17 protein-coding genes are annotated in these 17,694 nt (G+C 69.1%); 14 read left to right on the top strand and 3 right to left on the bottom strand.

Features of this window, described 5'->3' with window-relative positions:
* The first annotated feature begins 20 nt into the window (after positions 1–20).
* From DI276_RS01390 to DI276_RS01325, 14 genes are all read left to right on the top strand, one after another.
* A complete protein-coding gene (locus DI276_RS01390; RefSeq protein WP_112261398.1) occupies positions 21–779 on the top strand; it encodes an ABC transporter ATP-binding protein in 759 nt (252 codons plus the stop codon).
* Complete coding sequence (locus tag DI276_RS01385) at positions 776–2,125, top strand: hypothetical protein (RefSeq protein WP_112261397.1); 1,350 nt, start codon at positions 776–778, stop codon at positions 2,123–2,125. The genes DI276_RS01390 and DI276_RS01385 overlap by 4 nt, the downstream gene beginning before the upstream one ends.
* Positions 2,122–2,691, top strand: coding sequence for a hypothetical protein (locus tag DI276_RS01380; protein WP_112261396.1), 570 nt, complete (start codon positions 2,122–2,124; stop codon positions 2,689–2,691). Before DI276_RS01385 ends, DI276_RS01380 begins: the two co-directional genes overlap by 4 nt.
* 29 nt (positions 2,692–2,720) lie before the next feature.
* A complete protein-coding gene (locus tag DI276_RS01375) occupies positions 2,721–3,659 on the top strand; it encodes a hypothetical protein (RefSeq protein WP_112261395.1) in 939 nt (312 codons plus the stop codon).
* 135 nt (positions 3,660–3,794) lie between these two features.
* Entirely contained in the window at positions 3,795–5,396 is a 1,602-nt protein-coding gene (locus DI276_RS01370; protein WP_112261394.1) for a GTP-binding protein, read from the top strand.
* Positions 5,397–5,489: 93 nt separating this feature from the next.
* Positions 5,490–6,524, top strand: coding sequence for a LacI family DNA-binding transcriptional regulator (locus tag DI276_RS01365; protein ID WP_232836374.1), 1,035 nt, complete (start codon positions 5,490–5,492; stop codon positions 6,522–6,524).
* Positions 6,525–6,641: 117 nt separating this feature from the next.
* Positions 6,642–7,901 carry a sugar ABC transporter substrate-binding protein gene (locus DI276_RS01360; RefSeq protein WP_232836373.1) on the top strand — a complete coding sequence of 420 codons (1,260 nt, stop codon included), beginning with the start codon at positions 6,642–6,644 and terminating at the stop codon, positions 7,899–7,901.
* A 55-nt stretch (positions 7,902–7,956) separates the two neighbouring features.
* On the top strand, positions 7,957–8,910 hold the full coding sequence (locus DI276_RS01355) for a carbohydrate ABC transporter permease (protein ID WP_112261393.1): 954 nt from the start codon (positions 7,957–7,959) through the stop codon (positions 8,908–8,910).
* Between the two features lie 3 nt (positions 8,911–8,913).
* Positions 8,914–9,798: a carbohydrate ABC transporter permease gene (locus DI276_RS01350; protein WP_232836372.1), complete on the top strand. Its 885-nt coding sequence runs from the start codon at positions 8,914–8,916 to the stop codon at positions 9,796–9,798.
* Positions 9,799–9,836: 38 nt separating this feature from the next.
* Positions 9,837–10,793, top strand: coding sequence for a glycoside hydrolase family protein (locus DI276_RS01345; RefSeq protein ID WP_112261392.1), 957 nt, complete (start codon positions 9,837–9,839; stop codon positions 10,791–10,793).
* A 17-nt stretch (positions 10,794–10,810) separates the two neighbouring features.
* Positions 10,811–12,802 carry a glycoside hydrolase family 32 protein gene (locus tag DI276_RS01340; protein ID WP_112261391.1) on the top strand — a complete coding sequence of 664 codons (1,992 nt, stop codon included), beginning with the start codon at positions 10,811–10,813 and terminating at the stop codon, positions 12,800–12,802.
* A gap of 276 nt (positions 12,803–13,078) precedes the next feature.
* Positions 13,079–13,531 carry a peptidoglycan-binding domain-containing protein gene (locus DI276_RS01335; RefSeq protein WP_198680395.1) on the top strand — a complete coding sequence of 151 codons (453 nt, stop codon included), beginning with the start codon at positions 13,079–13,081 and terminating at the stop codon, positions 13,529–13,531.
* A 16-nt stretch (positions 13,532–13,547) separates the two neighbouring features.
* Positions 13,548–14,018: a peptidoglycan-binding domain-containing protein gene (locus tag DI276_RS01330; RefSeq protein ID WP_157984448.1), complete on the top strand. Its 471-nt coding sequence runs from the start codon at positions 13,548–13,550 to the stop codon at positions 14,016–14,018.
* Between the two features lie 328 nt (positions 14,019–14,346).
* Positions 14,347–15,582: a cyclase family protein gene (locus DI276_RS01325; protein ID WP_112261389.1), complete on the top strand. Its 1,236-nt coding sequence runs from the start codon at positions 14,347–14,349 to the stop codon at positions 15,580–15,582.
* A 3-nt stretch (positions 15,583–15,585) separates the two neighbouring features.
* Here the strand turns inward: DI276_RS01325 and DI276_RS01320 are convergent, their stop codons facing one another.
* From DI276_RS01320 to DI276_RS01310, 3 genes are read right to left on the bottom strand one after another with little or no spacing between them, the layout of a single operon-like run.
* On the bottom strand, positions 15,586–16,146 hold the full coding sequence (locus DI276_RS01320) for a TetR/AcrR family transcriptional regulator (protein ID WP_112261388.1): 561 nt from the start codon (positions 16,144–16,146) through the stop codon (positions 15,586–15,588).
* Positions 16,143–16,568: a nuclear transport factor 2 family protein gene (locus tag DI276_RS01315; RefSeq protein WP_232836371.1), complete on the bottom strand. Its 426-nt coding sequence runs from the start codon at positions 16,566–16,568 to the stop codon at positions 16,143–16,145. Before DI276_RS01315 ends, DI276_RS01320 begins: the two co-directional genes overlap by 4 nt.
* Positions 16,569–16,622: 54 nt before the next feature.
* Positions 16,623–17,582, bottom strand: a complete 960-nt coding sequence (locus DI276_RS01310) for an aldo/keto reductase (protein ID WP_198680394.1) — start codon at positions 17,580–17,582, stop codon at positions 16,623–16,625.
* Positions 17,583–17,694 lie beyond the last annotated feature (112 nt).

Genomic DNA, 17,694 nt, shown 5'->3' with positions numbered 1-17,694 from the left:
ATGACTTGAGGGAGAACGGGATGCATGCGATCAACGCGGAAAATCTCGTGGTCCGGGTGGGCGGGATACGAGGCCGCAACGCGGTCGACGGACTGACCCTGCGCCTCGGCCGGGGTGTGCACGGGCTGCTCGGCCCGAACGGCGCAGGCAAGACGACGCTGATCCGCACTCTGGCGACGGTGCGCAAACCCAGCGCGGGAACGCTGTCGCTGCTCGGCATCGCGGCGGACGGCGGTCTGCGGCCGGTGCGCAGGCGGCTGGGCTATCTGCCGCAGCACTTCGGTTACTACAAGCGGTTCAAGGTGCGGGAGTTCGTCGAGTACCTGGCGTGGTTGAAGGAGATGCCACCGGCGGAGATCCCCGGTGCCGTCGCCACGGCACTGGAGCGGGTGGGGCTCGCCGACCGTGCCGAGAACCGGATGAAGTCGTTGTCCGGCGGCATGATCCGCCGGGTGGGCATCGCGCAGGCGATCGTCAACAGCCCGGAGGTCCTGCTGCTGGACGAACCGACCGTGGGACTGGATCCCGCGCAACGGCTGCGATTTCGCGAACTGGTCGTCGAACTGGGGCAGCGGTCGTGCGTGCTGATCTCGACGCACCTGGTCGAGGACGTCGCGGCGGCGTGCACGGACGTGGTGCTCTTGTCGGAGGGATCCCTGGTGTTCCAAGGCACTCCGGCCGATCTCGCCACGGCGGGCACCGGCGAGCACGTCGGCGACAGCCCGATCGAACGCGGCTACTCGGCACTGATCAGCCAGAACGCCGGGGGTGCCTGGTGACCGCACTGCGCATCGAACTGCGGCGGTCGACCGCGCTCTGGGCCGGGTTGTTGTTTCTGGTCTCCAGCACGGGAATGCTGTGGCTGACGAGCTCGACCAGTACGAAGTGGACGGACAACTCGACCTCGGCGGTGCTCGAGCTCCGCACGCCCCTGGCGTACGTGGGGGCGTTGGTGGTCGGTCTGGCGACCTTGCAGGGCATGCGGGACAGCCGGGCCCAGGTGACCGAGCTGTTCGCGACGACACCGCGCCCCGGCCGCGTCCGGCTGGGTGTACTGGCGTCGGCGGTGGCAGGCGTCGTCTCCGTGGCCGCGGCGCTGCTGTGCGCGGGCCTCGTCGCACTGGTCGCCAGTGGCGGTGGGTTCGTCTCGATCGGGTTCGTCCCGCTCATGGCGACCGTCGTGCTCGCGATGGCGTCGAGCGTCCTGCTCGGCCTCGCGATCGGACGGCTGCTGCCGCACCCGCTGACCGTGCCGGTGGCGCTGGTGGCGACCTTCCTCGCGTCAGCGGCGGCCGGACCGGCCCTGGAGGCGGGATCGCCGGACGACGAGGTCTCCCGCCTGGCACTGCTGACACTGGCGTTCGAGCCGCCCAGCTCCGACCTGGTGACGATGTCGTCATCCGTCGACACAGGACAGATCGTGTGGTTCGCCGGTCTTGGCGTGACGGCGTTCCTGCTGCTGGTGACCCGGACCCAGCTGGGACGACTGGCGGCGCTGGTCCCGGTCGCACTGGCCTTCGCACTGGCTGTGTCGATCATGCCGGCCAAGTTCTCCGACGTGCTGGTGACCGACTCCATCGCGAGCAAACCGGTGTGCGACGGCCAGGTGTGCGTGAGCCGCGTGCACGAGAAGCACCTGCCGGTGGTGGCCGCGGTCGGCAAGGAGGTGCTGGCGAAGCTCGCGGTGCTGCCCGGCCCGCCCACCGAGGTGCGCGAGGACACCTCGGCGATGGCCCATCTCGTTGCGCCCCAACGCAACGCCAAGATCGTCTACCTGACGCCGCAGACCACCGAGGGACTGCTGGAGTTGCCTCCCGAACGCCTGCGGCTCGAACTGCTCGCCGGCGCGGGTGTCGCCACCTGCTCCACGCCGAACACGATCCGCCTCAGTGAGTCCATCGTGCGCCACCTCACCGCCGGTTACTTCAACGGCGGCCTGGCCGAGCTCGCGTCCGACCGCCATGCGTGGCGCAACGAGCGGATCCGGTCCGACCTCGAGACGGCCTGGCGGGCCCTGCGCAGCCACTCCGCGCAGGAGCAGCTGAACCGAGTCGCCAAGGCACGGCAGATGTTGCTGGCGTGCGAGGATCCCGAGGGCGTGCTCACCGTGCTGGCGGCGGCGTGATGAGGCTCCTGACGTTGTACGCGCGGTCGCGTGGAGTTCCTGCGGCACTGGTGGTTCTGCCCGTGGTGGTGCTCGCCGCGTGGTCGGCGCTGCACTCGCCGTGGACACCGCTGAGCGCCACGCTGACATCACTGGCCGCGGCGCTGGTGATCACCGTCGGGCTCGCGGGACAGGACCCCGAGCTGGACAGCTCGACCGCCCTGCCGTGGCCTGTCTGGAGGTTCGGGCACCTGCTGCTCGCGGCCGTGCTGGCCGCGTTCGCGGTCCTGCTCGTGCAGGAGCTCGGGCCCGACCGGTTCGAGGCCGCGTTCGTCGTGCGGAACTCGGCGGGCATGGTCGGTCTCGCCGGTCTGGCGGCGGCCGCGGCCGGAGCCAGGTTCGCTCCTGCCGCGCCGGTGCTGTGGTGGGCGGTGAGCGCGATCATGCCGCCGGGGCAGCAGTCGGTGCCCGGCCGGATCGTCGCGTGGCCGTTCGGTCCCTTCGACGACCAGGTGGCGACGTGGACGGCCGCCGTGTTGGTGGTGAGCGGTGTCGCCGCCTACTCGGCACGCGGCGGGCGTCGCTGAGCGGGTGGCCGGCGTGGGATGGTGAAGCGGTGGACCCGACTGAATCCCTCGGCGTGGTGGCACATCCGGGCGGCTTGCTGGTGCGTCGCCCGGAACTGACGGTGGGCGTCGTGCGGGCGGTGTCCGGGCTCTCGGCCCTGGAGATCGAGCTGCTGGCCCGTCGTCCGCTGGATCGCCGCAGTGCGACAGTCGCGATCCGCGAGTTGCTGCCGGCGTACGACGAGGGCGTCGACCTGCGCGTCGGCTGGCTCGATCACGCCGGCCGCGCGCACTGGGAGTTCGCCACGTCCTGCTCGTCGAGCAGCGGTGACCACCTCGTCGGCCCCACCTGCCGGGCGGTGTTCCGGCTTCCGCCCACGTTCGACCAGCTGTCGCTCGTACTCGCGTGGCCGGAGATCGGCTTCCCGGAAACGGTCGTCACCATGCCGTTGCCCGGCCGGACCACCGTCGAACGAACCACAACGTCCATCTGGCAAGCACCACTGGACGTTCGTCCCGTGCCGGAAGGGCTCACCCACCACGCCGATCGCCGCCACGGCGCACCGGCCGTCGAAGCCGGCACGAACGTCGCGTCGCCCCGAGTGCTGCACCGCGGCGATCACCACGTGGCCGTCGTGCTCACTCGGCTGACCGTCGTGAACTCGTTGCTGTGCATGGAACTGCTCAGCATTGCCAAGGGCGATGCCGCGGATGCGATCAACGCGGTCGCGTTCCCGCCTCCGACCCCGGACGACCCGGCCCAGCTCCGAGCAGCGGGCCCCGGCGCCTCGGTGGCAGTCGTCCAGGGGCACGAGGCCTTCTGGGGCTGGCCGGGTGACGGCGGCACCTCCGGTGGCGACCAGACCTTCTCCTGCCTCCAGGAGTTCACCCTGAGCCGCCCGGACGACGACCTGCTCGACCTGATCGTGGCCTGGCCTCTCGCCGGGCTCCACGACGTGCGAGTGCTCATTCCCCTCGGCCCCGCCTGAACAATCTCGGTTGCGCGGCGGGGCCGCGGCCTGTTCAACTGCGCATGACCAGTCGTCCGGACGAGGAGAGGCACATGCGCGGGGCGTTCGTGTTCACCCAGAAGGTATTTGTTGCCTATCTAGAGGACATGACGCTTGTCGCGCACCTTGAACTTGGGGATTCTGGCTCACGTCGACGCTGGTAAGACCAGCCTCACCGAGCGGTTGCTGCACACCGCCGGTGTCATCGACACTCTCGGCAGCGTGGACGCCGGGAACACGCAGACCGACTCGCTCGCACTCGAACGGCAGCGCGGCATCACGATCAAGTCCGCCGTCGCGTCGTTCGTCGTCGGCAGCGGCTCCGACGGGGTCGTGGTCAACCTGATCGACACACCGGGCCACCCGGACTTCATCGCCGAGGTGGAGCGGGTGCTCGACGTGCTCGACGGCGCCGTGCTGGTGGTGTCCGCGGTGGAGGGCGTGCAGGCGCAGACCCGCGTGCTCATGCGCACGTTGCAGCGCCTGGAGATCCCGACCGTCGTGTTCGTGAACAAGATGGACCGCCGTGGCGCCGACGGGCAGCGCGTGGCCCGCGCCGTGGCCGAGCAGCTGGCGACCGAGGCGCCGATCTACTTCGGGTCCGCGATCACCGGTGCCGGCCTGGACGAGCTGGTCGCCGGTGTCACGTCGGCGTTGCCGGTGACCGACGTGGTCGACGGCCCGCTGTCCGGCACGGTGTTCAAGGTCGAACGCGGCAGGGCAGGGGAGAAGGTCGCGTTCGTGCGGCTCTTCTCCGGCACCGTGCGCGTGCGTGAGCGGGTGAAAATCGGTGACCGCGAAGGAAAAGTCACCGCGATCGCGGTGATCGAGGGTGGCACGGCGCCACGTCGTGCCACCGCCAGGGCGGGGCAGATCGCGAAGCTCTGGGGCCTCGACGTCCGCATCGGCGACACGATCGGCCTCGCTCATCGCGACCGCGTCCGGCATTTCGCGCCGCCGACGCTGGAAACCGTGGTGGAATCGCCGGATCGGGTGGCTCTGCACGCGGCTCTGCGGCAACTCGCCGAGCAGGATCCGTTGATCAACCTGCGGCTCGACGGCGACGACCTCGTGGTCTCGTTGTACGGCGAGGTGCAGAAGGAGGTCATCGAGGCGACGCTCGCGCTGGACTACGGCGTCGCCGTCACGTTCCGCGAGACGCGAACGGTGTGCGTGGAACGACTCCGGGGCGTGGGCGAAGCGGTGCGGTTTCTCGGTGCGAGCCCGTACGCGGCCACCATCGGTTTCCGGGTGGAACCAGGGCCGGAGGAGTTCCGGCTGGAGGTGGAGCTGGGCTCGTTGCCGCTCGCCTTCTTCAAAGCCACCGAGGACGCCGCGCGCGAGACGTTGCGTGCCGACCGGATTCACGACTGCACGGTCACGATGACGCACTCCGGCTACTCGTCACCGGTGAGCGTGGCCGGCGACTTCCGCAACCTCGCACCGATCGTGCTGCGGGAAGCGGTGCGCCGTGCGGGAACGGTGACGTGCGAACCGATGCACCGCTTCCGGCTGGAGGTGCCGGCGGACGTGCTCACCGCCGTGCTCGCCGCGCTGGGCAAGGTCGGCGGAGTTCCGCTGACGACGACCGCGACCGTCCTCGAAGGACACATTCCGGCGGCGCGGGTGCACGAGCTGCACCGCCGGCTGCCCTCGCTGACCCGCGGCGAAGGCGTGCTGGAAACCGAGTTCGATCACTACGCCGGAGGCGCCTGACTGACCCTTGACGGGTTCACGACCGCGCTGCATACTCGCTTAACCTCCAGTTAATCGATTAAACAGCCGGGAAACCTGGAAGGGGTTGCCGCGATGGTCCGTGTCCGGATGGCCGACGTGGCGGCCCGTGCCGGTGTCTCCACGGCGACGGTGTCGATGGTCCTCAACGGGGTCAACTCGACGCGCATCTCGCCGCAGACCCAGCAGCGCGTGCGCGAGGCGGCCGAGGCGGTCGGCTACAAACCGAACTCGGTGGCCCGCAGCCTGCGGACGCAGCAGACCCGCATGGTCGGCCTGATCTCGGACACCATCGCCACCACGCCGTTCGCCGGCCGCATGCTGGCCGGTGCCAACGACGTGGCCCGCGAGCAGGGCCATCTGGTGATCCTCGTCGACACCGAACGCGACGCCGTGGCCGAGCGGCAGGCTCTGCACGCGCTGAACGGGCAACGGGTCGACGCCATCATCTACGCGTGCATGTGGCACCGCGTGGTCGAGGTGCCGGAGGGGTTGCCCGAGGACGCCGTGCTACTCGACTGCGTCGCGCCCGCGGGTGGCCGGGCCGCGGTCGTGCCGGACGAGCGCGCCGGGGGCATGGCCGCGGTGCGGGAGCTGGTGGCCGCCGGGCATCGCCGGATCGCCTTCCTGGACGCGGAGGAACGGTTCGACCTCGTCGCCTCGCGACTGCGGTTCGAGGGGTATCTCGAGGTGCTCGCGGAGGCGGGGATCGAGCCGGACCCCGCCCTGCACGTGCGGGCCGAGCCGGTGGCCAGTGGTGGACGGGAAGCCGCCAGAAGGTTGTTGAGCCTCCCGGTCGAACGACGGCCCACCGCGATGTTCTGCTTCAACGACCGCATGGCGATGGGCGCGTACACGGCGGCGCTCCATTGTGGACTTTCCGTTCCCCGTGACCTGTCCGTCGTCGGGTACGACGACCAGCAACTGGTCGCGGCCGAGCTCGACCCTCCGCTGACCACGGTCGCGTTGCCGCACTACGAAATGGGCCGGTGGGCGATGGAGGTGGCTCTCGGGCTGCGCCAGGCTGACCCAGAAGTCCCGCATCTCATGCCGTGCCCGATCGTCCGGCGGGCCTCGGTGAGCCCGCCGCCGGCCCAGTTTGGCGACTGACCGGCGGCGGACCAGCACTGCAATCCACCTGGCAGTTGGCGCTGCCATTGAGCACGGAGGCGACGGCCGGTCGCGCTCCGGGAAAGAGACTGCACGGTGAAGCGCAAGTCCCTCTCGATGTTAGCAGCGGCGGGCCTGTCCGCGGCGCTCGTGCTCAGCGGCTGCGGCCGCGCGAGCGAGTCCTCCTCGGGCGGCTCCGGCGAGATCACGATGTGGACGCACTCGGCCGGCAACCCGGGCGAGCTGGCGGTGTACCAGCAGATCATCGCCGACTTCAACGCCTCCCAGAGCAAGTACAAGATCGTCCAGCAGAACTTCCCGCAGGGTTCCTACAACGAGGCGATCACCGCGGCCGCGACGGCGCGCAAACTGCCGTGCCTGCTGGACATGGACGGCCCGGTGATGCCGAACTGGGCCTGGGCCGGCTACCTCCAGCCGCTGGGACTGCCGGACGACCTGCTCAACTCGTTGCTGCCCACGACCGTCGGCCGCTACAAGGACACCGTCTACTCGGCCGGCTACTGGGACGCCGCGCTGTCGATCTTCGCGCGGAAGTCGGTGCTGGACAAGAACAGCATCAGGATCCCGACCGTCGAAAAGCCGTGGACGCTCGACGAGTTCGACGCGGCCGCCACCAAGTTGAAGGCGAGTGGCTATCAGACGCCGCTCGACCTGGGCGCCGCGGACAAGGGCGAGTGGTGGTCCTACGCGTACTCGCCGATGTTGCAGAGCGCCGGTGGTGACCTGATCAACCGCGGCACGATGAAGACCGCCGACGGCGCGTTGAACGGCCAGGACGCGGTGAAGTTCTTCACGTGGTTCCAGCAGGCGTTCAAGAACGGCTGGGCGGACAACGCGGGCCCGGTGGGCAACCAGCGGTTCATCGACGACAAGGTGGCACTGAGCTACACCGGCGTCTGGAACGCCAAGGACGCACTCGCTGCCGTCGGCGACGACCTGTTGATCCTGCCACCGGTGGACTTCGGCAAGGGCCCGAAGATCGGCGGCGGCTCCTGGCAGTGGGGCATCTCGGTCGGCTGCAAGAACGCCGACGGAGCCCGCGAGTACCTGAAGTTCAGCTTCCAGGACAAGTACCTCGCCGCCTTCGCCGACAGCCAGGTGGTCATCCCGAGCACGACCGCCGCGGCGAAGACGTCGAAGTACTTCAGCGACACCGGTGCCCTGCACCAGTTCGCGGTGCTGTCGCAGAAGTTCGCGCTCGCCCGGCCGGCCACGCCCGGCTACCCGGTGATCTCCTCGACCTTCGAGAAGGCGGCGAAGGACATCATGAGCGGTGCCGACGTCAAGTCCACTCTCGACACCGCCGCGAAGGCGATCGACACCGACATCACGTCGCAGAACGGCTACGGCTTCTAGGTCGTCGCTCCCGCCGGGCGGCAACGCCCGGCGGGCTGAGCGGGAAGGCACCTCCATGACGGCGATCTCCTCGCCGGAGTCCCGCGCCGCGAGCGCGGTCTCGAAATCCGTTCCCCGCCGCAGAATCCGCGCCGACCTGCGGTCCGAACGCCGTGCCGGCTGGACGATGGCCGCTCCTGCGGTGCTGTTGCTGCTGGCGTTCCTGATCATCCCGGTGATCCTCGGCTTCGTGCTGTCGTTCACCAACGCCAGGCTGATCTCGCCGGAACCGACCAGCTTCACCGGCCTCGACAACTTCGTCCGCGCGTTCACGGCCGATCCGACGTTCTTCCGCTCGCTGCTGAACACCTTCGCGTTCGCCGCCGTCGTCGTTCCGGTGCAGGCGGGGTTCGGGCTGGTGCTCGCGATCCTGGTGAACCAGAGGATGCGCGGCGCGGTCGCGTTCAGGGTCATCTTCTTCATCCCGGTCGTGACCTCGATCGTCGTGGTCTCGATCCTGTGGAAGTTCATGTACCAGCCGGACGGGCTGATCAACTCGTTCCTCGACGCGATCACCTTCGGCGCGTGGCACGGCACGGCGTGGCTGAACAACCCGAGCACCGCGCTCACCGCGATCATCGTGCTGTCGATCTGGCAGGCGGTCGGTTTCCACATGCTGATCTGGCTGTCCGGGCTGCAGACCATTCCCGGAGAGCTGTACGAAGCCGCGCGGATCGACGGTGCGGGCCCCTGGCGGCAGTTCCGCGACGTGACGTGGCCGTGCCTGCGACCGACCCGCGTGTTCGTGCTGATCACCATCACGATCGCCGCGCTCGGGCTGTTCGTGCAGATCGACGTGATGACCCAGGGTGGCCCGGTGGACTCGACCTCGACGCTGGTCTACCACGCCGTCCGGATGGGCTACCGGCAGCAGCAGATCGGCTACGGCTCCGCGCTGTCGCTGGTGTTCTTCGTGCTGGTGCTCATCGTCGCGCTGGTGCAGCGCTTCCTGACCAGAGAGAAGGACTGAGCCGTGGCAGAGCACGCGCTGCGCCGCCGCCGGCGGCTCTGGATCTACCTGGCGATGGCCGGACTGGCCGTCTTCTTCCTGTTCCCGCTGGTGTTCATGTTCGTCTCCAGTCTGAAGCCCGACGGCCAGATCCTGTCCGACGTAGGTGGCTGGCGGGCGTTCCTGCCGGTCGGCGACATCAGCCTGCGCAACTACTCCGGGGTGTTCGACCGGGTGCCGGTCGGCCGGTTCCTGCTCAACTCGGTGTTCGTCACGGCGGTCGTCGTGGGTGCGGGACTCGTGGTCAACTCCATGGCGGGGTTCGCGCTGTCCCGGTTGCGCTGGACCGGGCGCGGCGTGGTGCTGAGCATCATCATCGCCACGCTGATCGTGCCGTTCGAGACGATCGCGGTGCCGATGGTCTACTGGGTGTCGCAACTGCCGACCCTGGTGTTCCAGAACGGGATCGTGCAGTACGACTTCGGGTGGCTGGACTCGTACGAGGTGCAGATCGTCCCGTTCATCGCCAACGGCTTCTCGGTCTTCCTGTTCGCCCAGTACTTCTCGACCATTCCGACCGCGATCGACGAGGCCGCCCGGATCGACGGCGCGGGCTGGTTCACCATCTACCGCAAGATCGCCGTGCCGTTGTCGGGTCCGGCGTTCGCCACGGTCGCGATCCTGACCTTCCTGCCGGCCTGGAACCAGTACCTGTGGCCCAGCATGGTCGTCCAGGACGAGAACCTGCGGCCGGTCATGGTGGGCATGCAGTACTTCTTCCAGGACAACACCGCGTGGGGCGAGATCATGGCCTACACGTCGATGATCACGCTGCCGGTGCTGGTCGTGTTCCTCGCCTTCCAACGAGCCTTTGTCAGCAGCGTCGCCGCGAGCGGTGTCAAGGGCTGACTTTCCTTCTCTCACAAGACCTTTCGAAAGGCCTGTGGATGTTTGCGCTGCCCGATTCCTGGGTGTGGGACTTCTGGTTCGCCGACGACGGCGAGAGCTACCACCTCTTCTTCCTCTACGCCTCAAGGGCTTTGGCTGATCCCGAGAGACGCCACTACCGCGCGTCGATCGGCCACGCGGTGTCGACGGACCTGGTGAGCTGGACGCGGATCGAGGACGCGCTGGTGCGTGCGGACGCTCCGGCGTTCGACGACCTCGCGACCTGGACCGGTTCGGTGGTGCGGCACCCGGACGGCACGTGGTTCCTGTTCTACACCGGCTCCACGGCCGCCCCGGACGGCCAGAACGTGCAACGGATCGGCGTCGCCACGTCACCTGATCTCGTGACGTGGCAACGAGTTCCGGAGAACCCGGTCCTGGCCGCCGAGCCGCGGTGGTACGAGACGCTCGACGCCGGCGTCTGGCACGACGAGGCGTTTCGCGACCCGTGGGTGTTCGCCGACCCGGACGGCGACGGCTGGCACATGCTCATCACCGCTCGCGCCACCGCCGGCGAGGTGTTCGAGCGCGGCGTGGTCGGCCACGCGATCTCCGCGGACCTGCGTCACTGGGAGCCGCGCCCGCCGCTGACCGTTGCCGGGGCGCGGGGCTTCGGGCAGCTGGAGGTCACCCAGGTCGAGGTCGTGGACGGCCGGCCGGTCCTGCTGTTCTCCTGTCTGGCCGAGCACGCCTCACCCGACCGCAGGGCCACCGGCACGACCGGCGGGATCTGGGCCGCCCCGGCCGGCGGCCTGCTCGGCCCGTTCGACATCGCGGCCGCGGAGCCCGTCACCGACGACCGCTTCTACAGCGGCCGCCTGATCCACCGCCGGTCCGACGACCGGTGGGTGCTGCTCGCGTTCCACAACCGCGGCGAGCACGGCTTCGTCGGCGCCATCAGCGATCCCATGCCCGTGGCGTGGGACGGCAAACGTCTCAGTGTTCTTGGTCTCTGACAGTTTCTGGAGGACGGATGAGCTCAACGACGAGCGCACTTCGCCTGCTGCGCGTGGCAATCGCCGCCACACTCGCGCTGGCGTCCGGGGCAGCGGGTTCCGCCGCCCCGGCGCAGGCCGCGGTCACCTATCGCGCGCAGTACCACTTCACCGTGCCCGACCGCTGGATGAACGACCCCCAGCGGCCGGTGTACGTCAACGGGAAGTTCAACTACTACTACCTGTACAACGCGGACTACCCGACCGAGGTCGGCACCGCCTGGCGACTCGCCACGACCACCGACGGGGTTGCCTTCGCGGACCAGGGCATCGCCGCACCGAAGAAGACGAACGCGAACCACGACCTGTGGTCCGGTTCCGCCGTCGTCGACACCGCGAACACGGCCGGATTCGGTGCCGGTGCGGTGATCATGCTCGTCACGCAGATGGATCACCCGACGCCGGCGCAGATCTCGAACGGTTCTGGGCAGCAGGCGCAGTTCCTCTGGTACTCGATCGACGGCGGCCGGACGTTCCGGCCGCACGGCGACGCACCGGTGATCCCCAACGGTGGCCGAAGGGACTTCCGGGACCCGAAGGTGATCTGGGACTCCGACCGCGGCCGGTGGGTGGCGGCGATCACCGAAGGGGACCGGGTCGGGCTCTACACCTCGCCGGACCTCAAGACGTGGACGCGGCAGTCCGAGTTCGTAAGCACCTACGGCATCCTCGAATGCCCGGACCTGTTCCAGATTCGCGCCGACGACGGCACCACGCACTGGGTGCTCGGCGTGAGCGCCAACGGCAGGGCGTCCGGAAAGCCGGAAACCTTTGCGTACTGGACAGGTTCCTTCGACGGCACCAAGTTCACGGCCGGCTCCGCTGAGCCGCAGTGGCTGGACCACGGCTTCGACTGGTACGCCGGAGTCACCTGGGAGGACCCGGCCGCGCCGCTGGACCGGCGGTTCGGCCTGGCCTGGATGAACAACTGGGCCTACGCGGACAACACTCCGACCAGGGCCGCGGACGGCTTCAACGGAACCGACTCGATCGTCCGGGACATCAGGCTGAAGCGCTACACCGACGGGTATTCGCTGGTGTCCCAACCGACTTCCGCGTTGGCCTCACACGCCTCCTCCGTCCGGAACCTAGGCACCATCGAGGTCAACGACGGCCTGGTTCCGTTGCCGTACCACGGAACGGCGTACCAGCTGGAAACGGACGTCAGCTGGACGGAGCTCGACAACATCGGTCTGCAGCTGCGGGTGTCGGCGGACGGGACCCGGCACGCGGATGCCGGGATCTACCGCGATTACAGCTATCTCAACCGCCGGCAGACCGGACAACCCGACCCCAACGGGCCGCGAGGAGAGAGCCGCGCCCCGTGGAATCCGGCGAAAACCACCGCACATCTGCGAATCCTGGTCGACCGGACCACGATCGAGGTGTTCGTGGACGACGGCCGGTACGTGCACTCCAGCCAGGTGTTCGCCGATCCCGCGGACACCGGCATCAACCTCTACACCACCGGCGGCAGCGCCACTTTCGCCAACACGAAGATCACCGAGTTCCACGACCTGAGCCAACGCCCTGCCAGGCTGCTCTCGGGATTCGAAGGCTCGTCCTTCGACCCCGGCTGGACCACCACCGGCAACTTCACCGGCACCGGGCCGTTGCCCTGGTACCTGCCGGGCATGGTCGGCAACGCGGCGCTGGACACGTTCGCCGGCGGCGGTGACCCGGGCACCGGCACGATCACCTCACCGTCGTTCACCGTGGACCGCAAGCACCTGCACTTCCTGCTCGCCGGCGGCAACCACCCGCGCGGCTCCGCGGGGGAGACCTCGATCAGCCTGGTCGTGAACGGCCAGGTGGTGCGCACGGCCACCGGAGACGACACCGGAGTGCTCAAACCGGTCGACTGGGACGTCAGCGAGCTGCAGGGGCAGAGCGCCCAGGTGCGGGTGGTCGACCAGGCCACCGGTGCGTGGGGCCATCTCATGGTCGATCAGTTGCTCTTGAGCGACTGAGCGGTGGCGAAGGGGCCGGTCGCGCTCCCGTGCGACCGGCCTTCCTCCATCGACCCCCCGGCCTGTGATCCGCTTGGGCCACGTGCCCACTGTCGTCGTCGGAGAGCCGCCGTGGTGTCAGGTGAACGCCTGACAGCCGGGTGCCAGGTCGGGTTCTCCCAGCCTCCACGAGCGCTGATCGTGTAGGGCGTTCACCGGACACCACCCGGCGCACGCCGTTCCTATCGTTGCCACGGGAGAGCGAAAGCGCTCTCGTGCCAACGAAGGGGAGTCGTTGTGAAGTGGTTGTTGCGCAAGAGCGCGATCGGATTGGCCATGGCGGCCGTGGGAGCGGTCACGTTCGCCGTTCCCGCGGCTGGGGCGGACCTGGCCACCTGCTCCGGTTTCACGTCGATGAATCGCGGGGGCCACATCATCCACGTGCCGACCGTCAAGGGCAGCAGCAGTTGTCAGATGGGCCGTGACTACGCGGTGGCGGACAAGAAGGTCGTCCACAGGTTCCAGCTCGGCCTGAAGTCCTGCTACGCGAAGCTCAACCTGGCCTCGCCCTATTCCGACGAGAAGATCGAGAGCATCGACGCGGACGGGTCCTTCGGCCCGCGCACCGAGGCCGCGCTGAAGGCCGTGCAACGGCACACCGGCGCCGACGTCGACGGCATCTACGGTCCGAACACACGTGACCACATCAAGTTCCTCGCAGCGGACGGCCGCAACTGCTATGCGTACTGACCAGAAAGGACTCCGCATGAAGTCGAACCTCGCGCCGCTGCGCCGAGCAGGGCTGGGCATCGCCGCCGTCGCACTGGCGGTGAGCGGGATGGCCGTGTCGACCGGGGCGGCGTCGGCCGCGACACCGCTGTGCCAGAAGATGATCACCTACGTGAACGCGGCGGGAAACCGCATCGTGGTGCCCGCCACCAACACCAACTCCACCACCTGCAACATCGGGCGCGACCTGGTCGCGAACACCGCCGTCGTGGCCGGTCTGCAGCGCGGGCTGATCCAGTGCTATCCAGGAGTCCGCCTGGCCGCGCCGTACGGCGGCGAGTTCGTTCGCGACCTCGACCGGGACGGCAGCTTCGGCCCGCGCACGGAAGCCGCGGTGAAGGGCGTGCAGAACTACATCCGTTCCGCGCCGGACGGGATCTACGGGCCCAACACGCGCGACCGGATGAAGTTCCCCAGCGGCACCACCTGCAAGTCGTACCGGGTCTGACCCGGCAGACGGCCCGTCGCACGCGATCGTGCGGCGGGCCGTCCGCCGTCGCCCTGCCGGTCGCACCACCGGCGCACGCCGCCGTTCCAGGTGACGAAGTGATCGTGTCGAGCGCGGGCTGGAGTTCGCACCACAGCAGGATCGGTTCCGCGTCCACCGACCATCTGGGGCCTCCGGCACGTCGTGGTTCGAACTGCAAGCGTGGGAGGACGACGACGGCTTCCCGCACGACTGGTACGCGGTCGGGCGAGTCGTGTGCGTGGACCGCTGAAGCGTACCGAGCCGGGTGATTGCCGGAGGACCAACAGGACCTGCAAGGTGGTGGGTCATGCGTCCTGATTTCTTGCGTGCCCACCTGCACAGCCGGCGGGAAGTCCTCGGTCTCACCGCGAAGGCGGCAGCGGTGACCGCCGCGATGTCGGCGGGGATCGGCACTGGTACCGCCACCGCCTCCTCCGGCGAGGAGTTCACCGACCGCATGTTCACCCCCGACGAGGTCGGCGGGTGGGCGGAGCGGACGGCTCGCCGCTACGGCCGCGACGACCAGCGCGGCACGTGGAACGAGGTGACACCGGAGCGGACGCGCCAGGCGTTGCGGGTGCTGGAAGGGCGCGGCCCGGTGCGGACGTACAACCTGGGCGAGCTCATGCAGGACAACTTCCCGGCGTTCGCCGGCGAGCCGCCGCGCGTCCTCCGGCAGCGGCTCACGGTCTTCGGCTACCAGCCGCAGGGCGACTTCGTCCCGGCCGCGAACTACGACCCGCGAACGCATCCGGAGTCCGGCATCCTGCAGTCGCCGACGCCGCTCGGGGCCAACACCATCTCGTTCCACGAGGAGCGCTTCCCGCACGGCGGGACGTACCAGATCGCCACCCAGCTGGACAACCTCGGCCACATCGGCGTCGGCGAGACCTACTACAACGGCCACCGCGGGCCGGACATCGCGACCCCGCGCGGGCTCGCGAAACTGGGCAACGAGCACCTGGGCCCGATCGTGACCCGCGGTGTGCTCTACGACATCGTGGGCCTGAAGCTCGCGCAGGGAGCCCGCACCGACCTGTTCCGCTCACCGGTGAACGGCGAGTGGGTGCTGCGCGACCACTACCGCATCACCCTCACCGACATGCGCGACGCCTTGCGCAGGCAGGGCGTGCGCCGCGAGCCGGGACCGGGCGACGTGGCGCTGTTCCGCACCGGCTGGACCCACCTGCTCAACCGCGACGGCTTCGACGACCCCCAGGACCCGCACAACCGCCGGTACATCACCGCGGAACCGGGCATCTACCTCCGCGAGGCCCGCTATCTCGCCTCTCGCCGGGTCGCCCTGGTCGGCAGCGACACGTGGGGACTGGAGGTGCTCGACCCCGCCGTCACCGGCCAGAACGTCTTCCCGGTGCACCAGGTCCTGCTGACCCAGCACGGCATCCGCATCGGCGAGGGCGTGCGCACCGAGGCCCTGGCCGCTGACGAGGCGTTCGAGTTCGTCTACCTCGTCACGCCGCAGTTCCACGCCGGCTCCACCGCCTCCAACACCCCACCTGCCGCGCTGGCCGCCAGGCCCTGAGGGCTACTCGCCGCCTTCCCCCGATGCCGGATCCACGAGTTGGAGGAGCCACGCGCTCCAGGCCGTGTCGGCGCGCTGGTCGGACAGTTCGAGTGCGGTGGAAACCGTCTGGACGAGTCCCGTGGCGAAGAACGTGCGCACCCGCGACGCGTCCGCGCCCGTCAACGTGGCGATCGACTTCATGAGCTCCAGGTGATGCCGCCGCACCGCCTCCTGAACGTCACCATCGGCCGCCGCCGCATAACCCTGCAACATCACCAGGCCGACGGTTCGCTCACGCCGGAGGAGCTTCAGATAGGCGTTGCCCAGTGCGGGCAACGTCGGTTGCGCGCGTTCGAACGCGGCCTCGATCCTGGCGAAGACGACGTCGACGACTTCGAGGAACAACTTCTTCTTGGTGCCGAACATCTGCACGATGCGGGGGTGCGAGATCCCGGCCCGCTCGGCAATCGCGTCCAGACGCCCGCCGGCCAGCCCGTTCCTGGCGAACTCGACTTCGGCCGCTTCGATGATCTGGGTCCGGCGTGCCGCCGCCGGCAGGCGGGCAGGCGCGCTCTCGCTCATCCGCGGACCTGGCGTTCCACGAACTTGTTGTCGTACAGGCAGCGATAGGCGTGGATCAGTCCGTCCTCGCCCACCTCCAGCCGGTCGTCGCCGTGGAACTCCACGCGCCGATCAGTGCCTGCGACGGTGCCGGTGAAGTGCCACGCCACCACCAAGGCGCGTCGAGTCGTGTCGGCGTAGTTGCCCACGCGCGTGAACGAGTAGTCCGGGAAGTTGCGCACCATGTTCGCCACGAAGTCGCGGATGGAGTCGCGACCGTGCGCGGTTTGACGCAGCGCCGGCTCGTCGTAGACCAGGTCGTCCGCGCACATCGCCGCGACCGCGTCGGCGTCGTGCCCGTTCCAGGCCTTCTCCCAGCGGGCGCAGAACGCTTCGACCGCATCGATGTCAGTGGCGGCCACAGCAGGCATGGTTGTCGTCATTCAGCTAACTTACAAGTAAGTAAGGAAGGCGGCAACCATCAGACATGGGTTGAATCAGCCCGACAGCGTCCGGATCTCCTGGTCGCTGAGCTCGAACGACAGCGCGCCCGCGTTCTCGGCCGCCTGCCTGCCGTTCTTCGCACCCGGAATCGGGATGACACCGGGTTGCTGGACGAGCCAGCGCAACGCGACCTGCGCGGGCGTCCTGCCGTGCGTCCCGGCCAGCTCGCGCAGCACCGCGTTGACGCGTTCGAGCTCGGCCAGCGCCGCCTTGCCGCGGAACGGCGGCCGGTACCGGCGCCAGCCCGCCGGACGGTGGGTGGCGTCGTACTTGCCGGTGAGCGCGCCCGAGGCGAGCGGCATGTACGCGATGAGCGTGACGCCGAGCTCGCGGCACGCCGCCAGCACGCCGTCGGTCTCGGGCTCGCGGTGCAGCAGCGAGTACTGGACCTGGTTGGAGGCCAACGGAATGCCGCGTTCGGCCAGCGCGGCGTGCGCGGTGCGCAGCTGCTCCGCGGAGTAGTTGCTGACGCCGACGGCCCGCACCTTGCCCGCCGCCACCGCGTCGGCCATCAGGTTCATGAGCCGGGGGATCGGCATCCAGCGCACCGGGAAGTGGACCTGGTACAGGTCGATCACCCCGCGCCGCAGCCGGGACAGGCTGGCGTCGAGCGCCTCGGGCAGACTGCCGGCGCGCGCGAAGAACTTGGCCGGGAACTTGGTCGCGACGAGCACGCGGTCGTTGCCCTCGGTGAGCTCGCCGAGCCGGCGCTCGGACACGCCGTTGCCGTACATGGCCGCGGTGTCGAAGAGGTTCACGCCCGCCGCGAGGCTGACCTCGTACGCGTCGCGCTGGTCGGCGAGGCCGCTGGTGGGCCCGTAGGCGTTGCGAGCCGGGTTCATCCGCGGCGACTGCGTCATGTCGCCCCACACCATGACGCCGACGCCCAGCGGCGGTACCCGGATGCCCGTCCGTCCCAGCTCACGAGCCGGAACCGGGCCGCTCTCGGTCACCAGCAGAGTGTGCGCCCTTGCCGGCGTTGCCGCAGCTCGCCGTCTCGACCAGACCGGTGTGCGCGACGAGGCGGCTGCCCTGTTCGGGCGATCATCGAGCGTTCGTGCGTCC

Origin of the sequence: Lentzea terrae, assembly GCF_003265345.1 — a bacterium.
Lineage (GTDB): Bacteria > Actinomycetota > Actinomycetes > Mycobacteriales > Pseudonocardiaceae > Lentzea > Lentzea terrae.
The sequence above is the reverse complement of the archived record's forward strand: the minus strand, read 5'-3'. Positions and strand labels throughout refer to the sequence as shown.

What these genes read in the sequence shown, in the direction of transcription:
- DI276_RS01390 (WP_112261398.1), top strand. Translation starts at nt 21, where the DNA reads ATGCATGCGATCAACGCGGAAAATCTCGTGGTCCGGGTGGGCGGGATA.
- DI276_RS01365 (WP_232836374.1), top strand. Translation starts at nt 5,490, where the DNA reads ATGGTCCGTGTCCGGATGGCCGACGTGGCGGCCCGTGCCGGTGTCTCC.
- DI276_RS01360 (WP_232836373.1), top strand. Translation starts at nt 6,642, where the DNA reads ATGTTAGCAGCGGCGGGCCTGTCCGCGGCGCTCGTGCTCAGCGGCTGC.
- DI276_RS01355 (WP_112261393.1), top strand. Translation starts at nt 7,957, where the DNA reads ATGACGGCGATCTCCTCGCCGGAGTCCCGCGCCGCGAGCGCGGTCTCG.
- DI276_RS01345 (WP_112261392.1), top strand. Translation starts at nt 9,837, where the DNA reads ATGTTTGCGCTGCCCGATTCCTGGGTGTGGGACTTCTGGTTCGCCGAC.
- DI276_RS01340 (WP_112261391.1), top strand. Translation starts at nt 10,811, where the DNA reads ATGAGCTCAACGACGAGCGCACTTCGCCTGCTGCGCGTGGCAATCGCC.
- DI276_RS01330 (WP_157984448.1), top strand. Translation starts at nt 13,548, where the DNA reads ATGAAGTCGAACCTCGCGCCGCTGCGCCGAGCAGGGCTGGGCATCGCC.
- DI276_RS01325 (WP_112261389.1), top strand. Translation starts at nt 14,347, where the DNA reads ATGCGTCCTGATTTCTTGCGTGCCCACCTGCACAGCCGGCGGGAAGTC.
- DI276_RS01320 (WP_112261388.1), bottom strand. Translation starts at nt 16,146, where the DNA reads ATGAGCGAGAGCGCGCCTGCCCGCCTGCCGGCGGCGGCACGCCGGACC.
- DI276_RS01315 (WP_232836371.1), bottom strand. Translation starts at nt 16,568, where the DNA reads ATGACGACAACCATGCCTGCTGTGGCCGCCACTGACATCGATGCGGTC.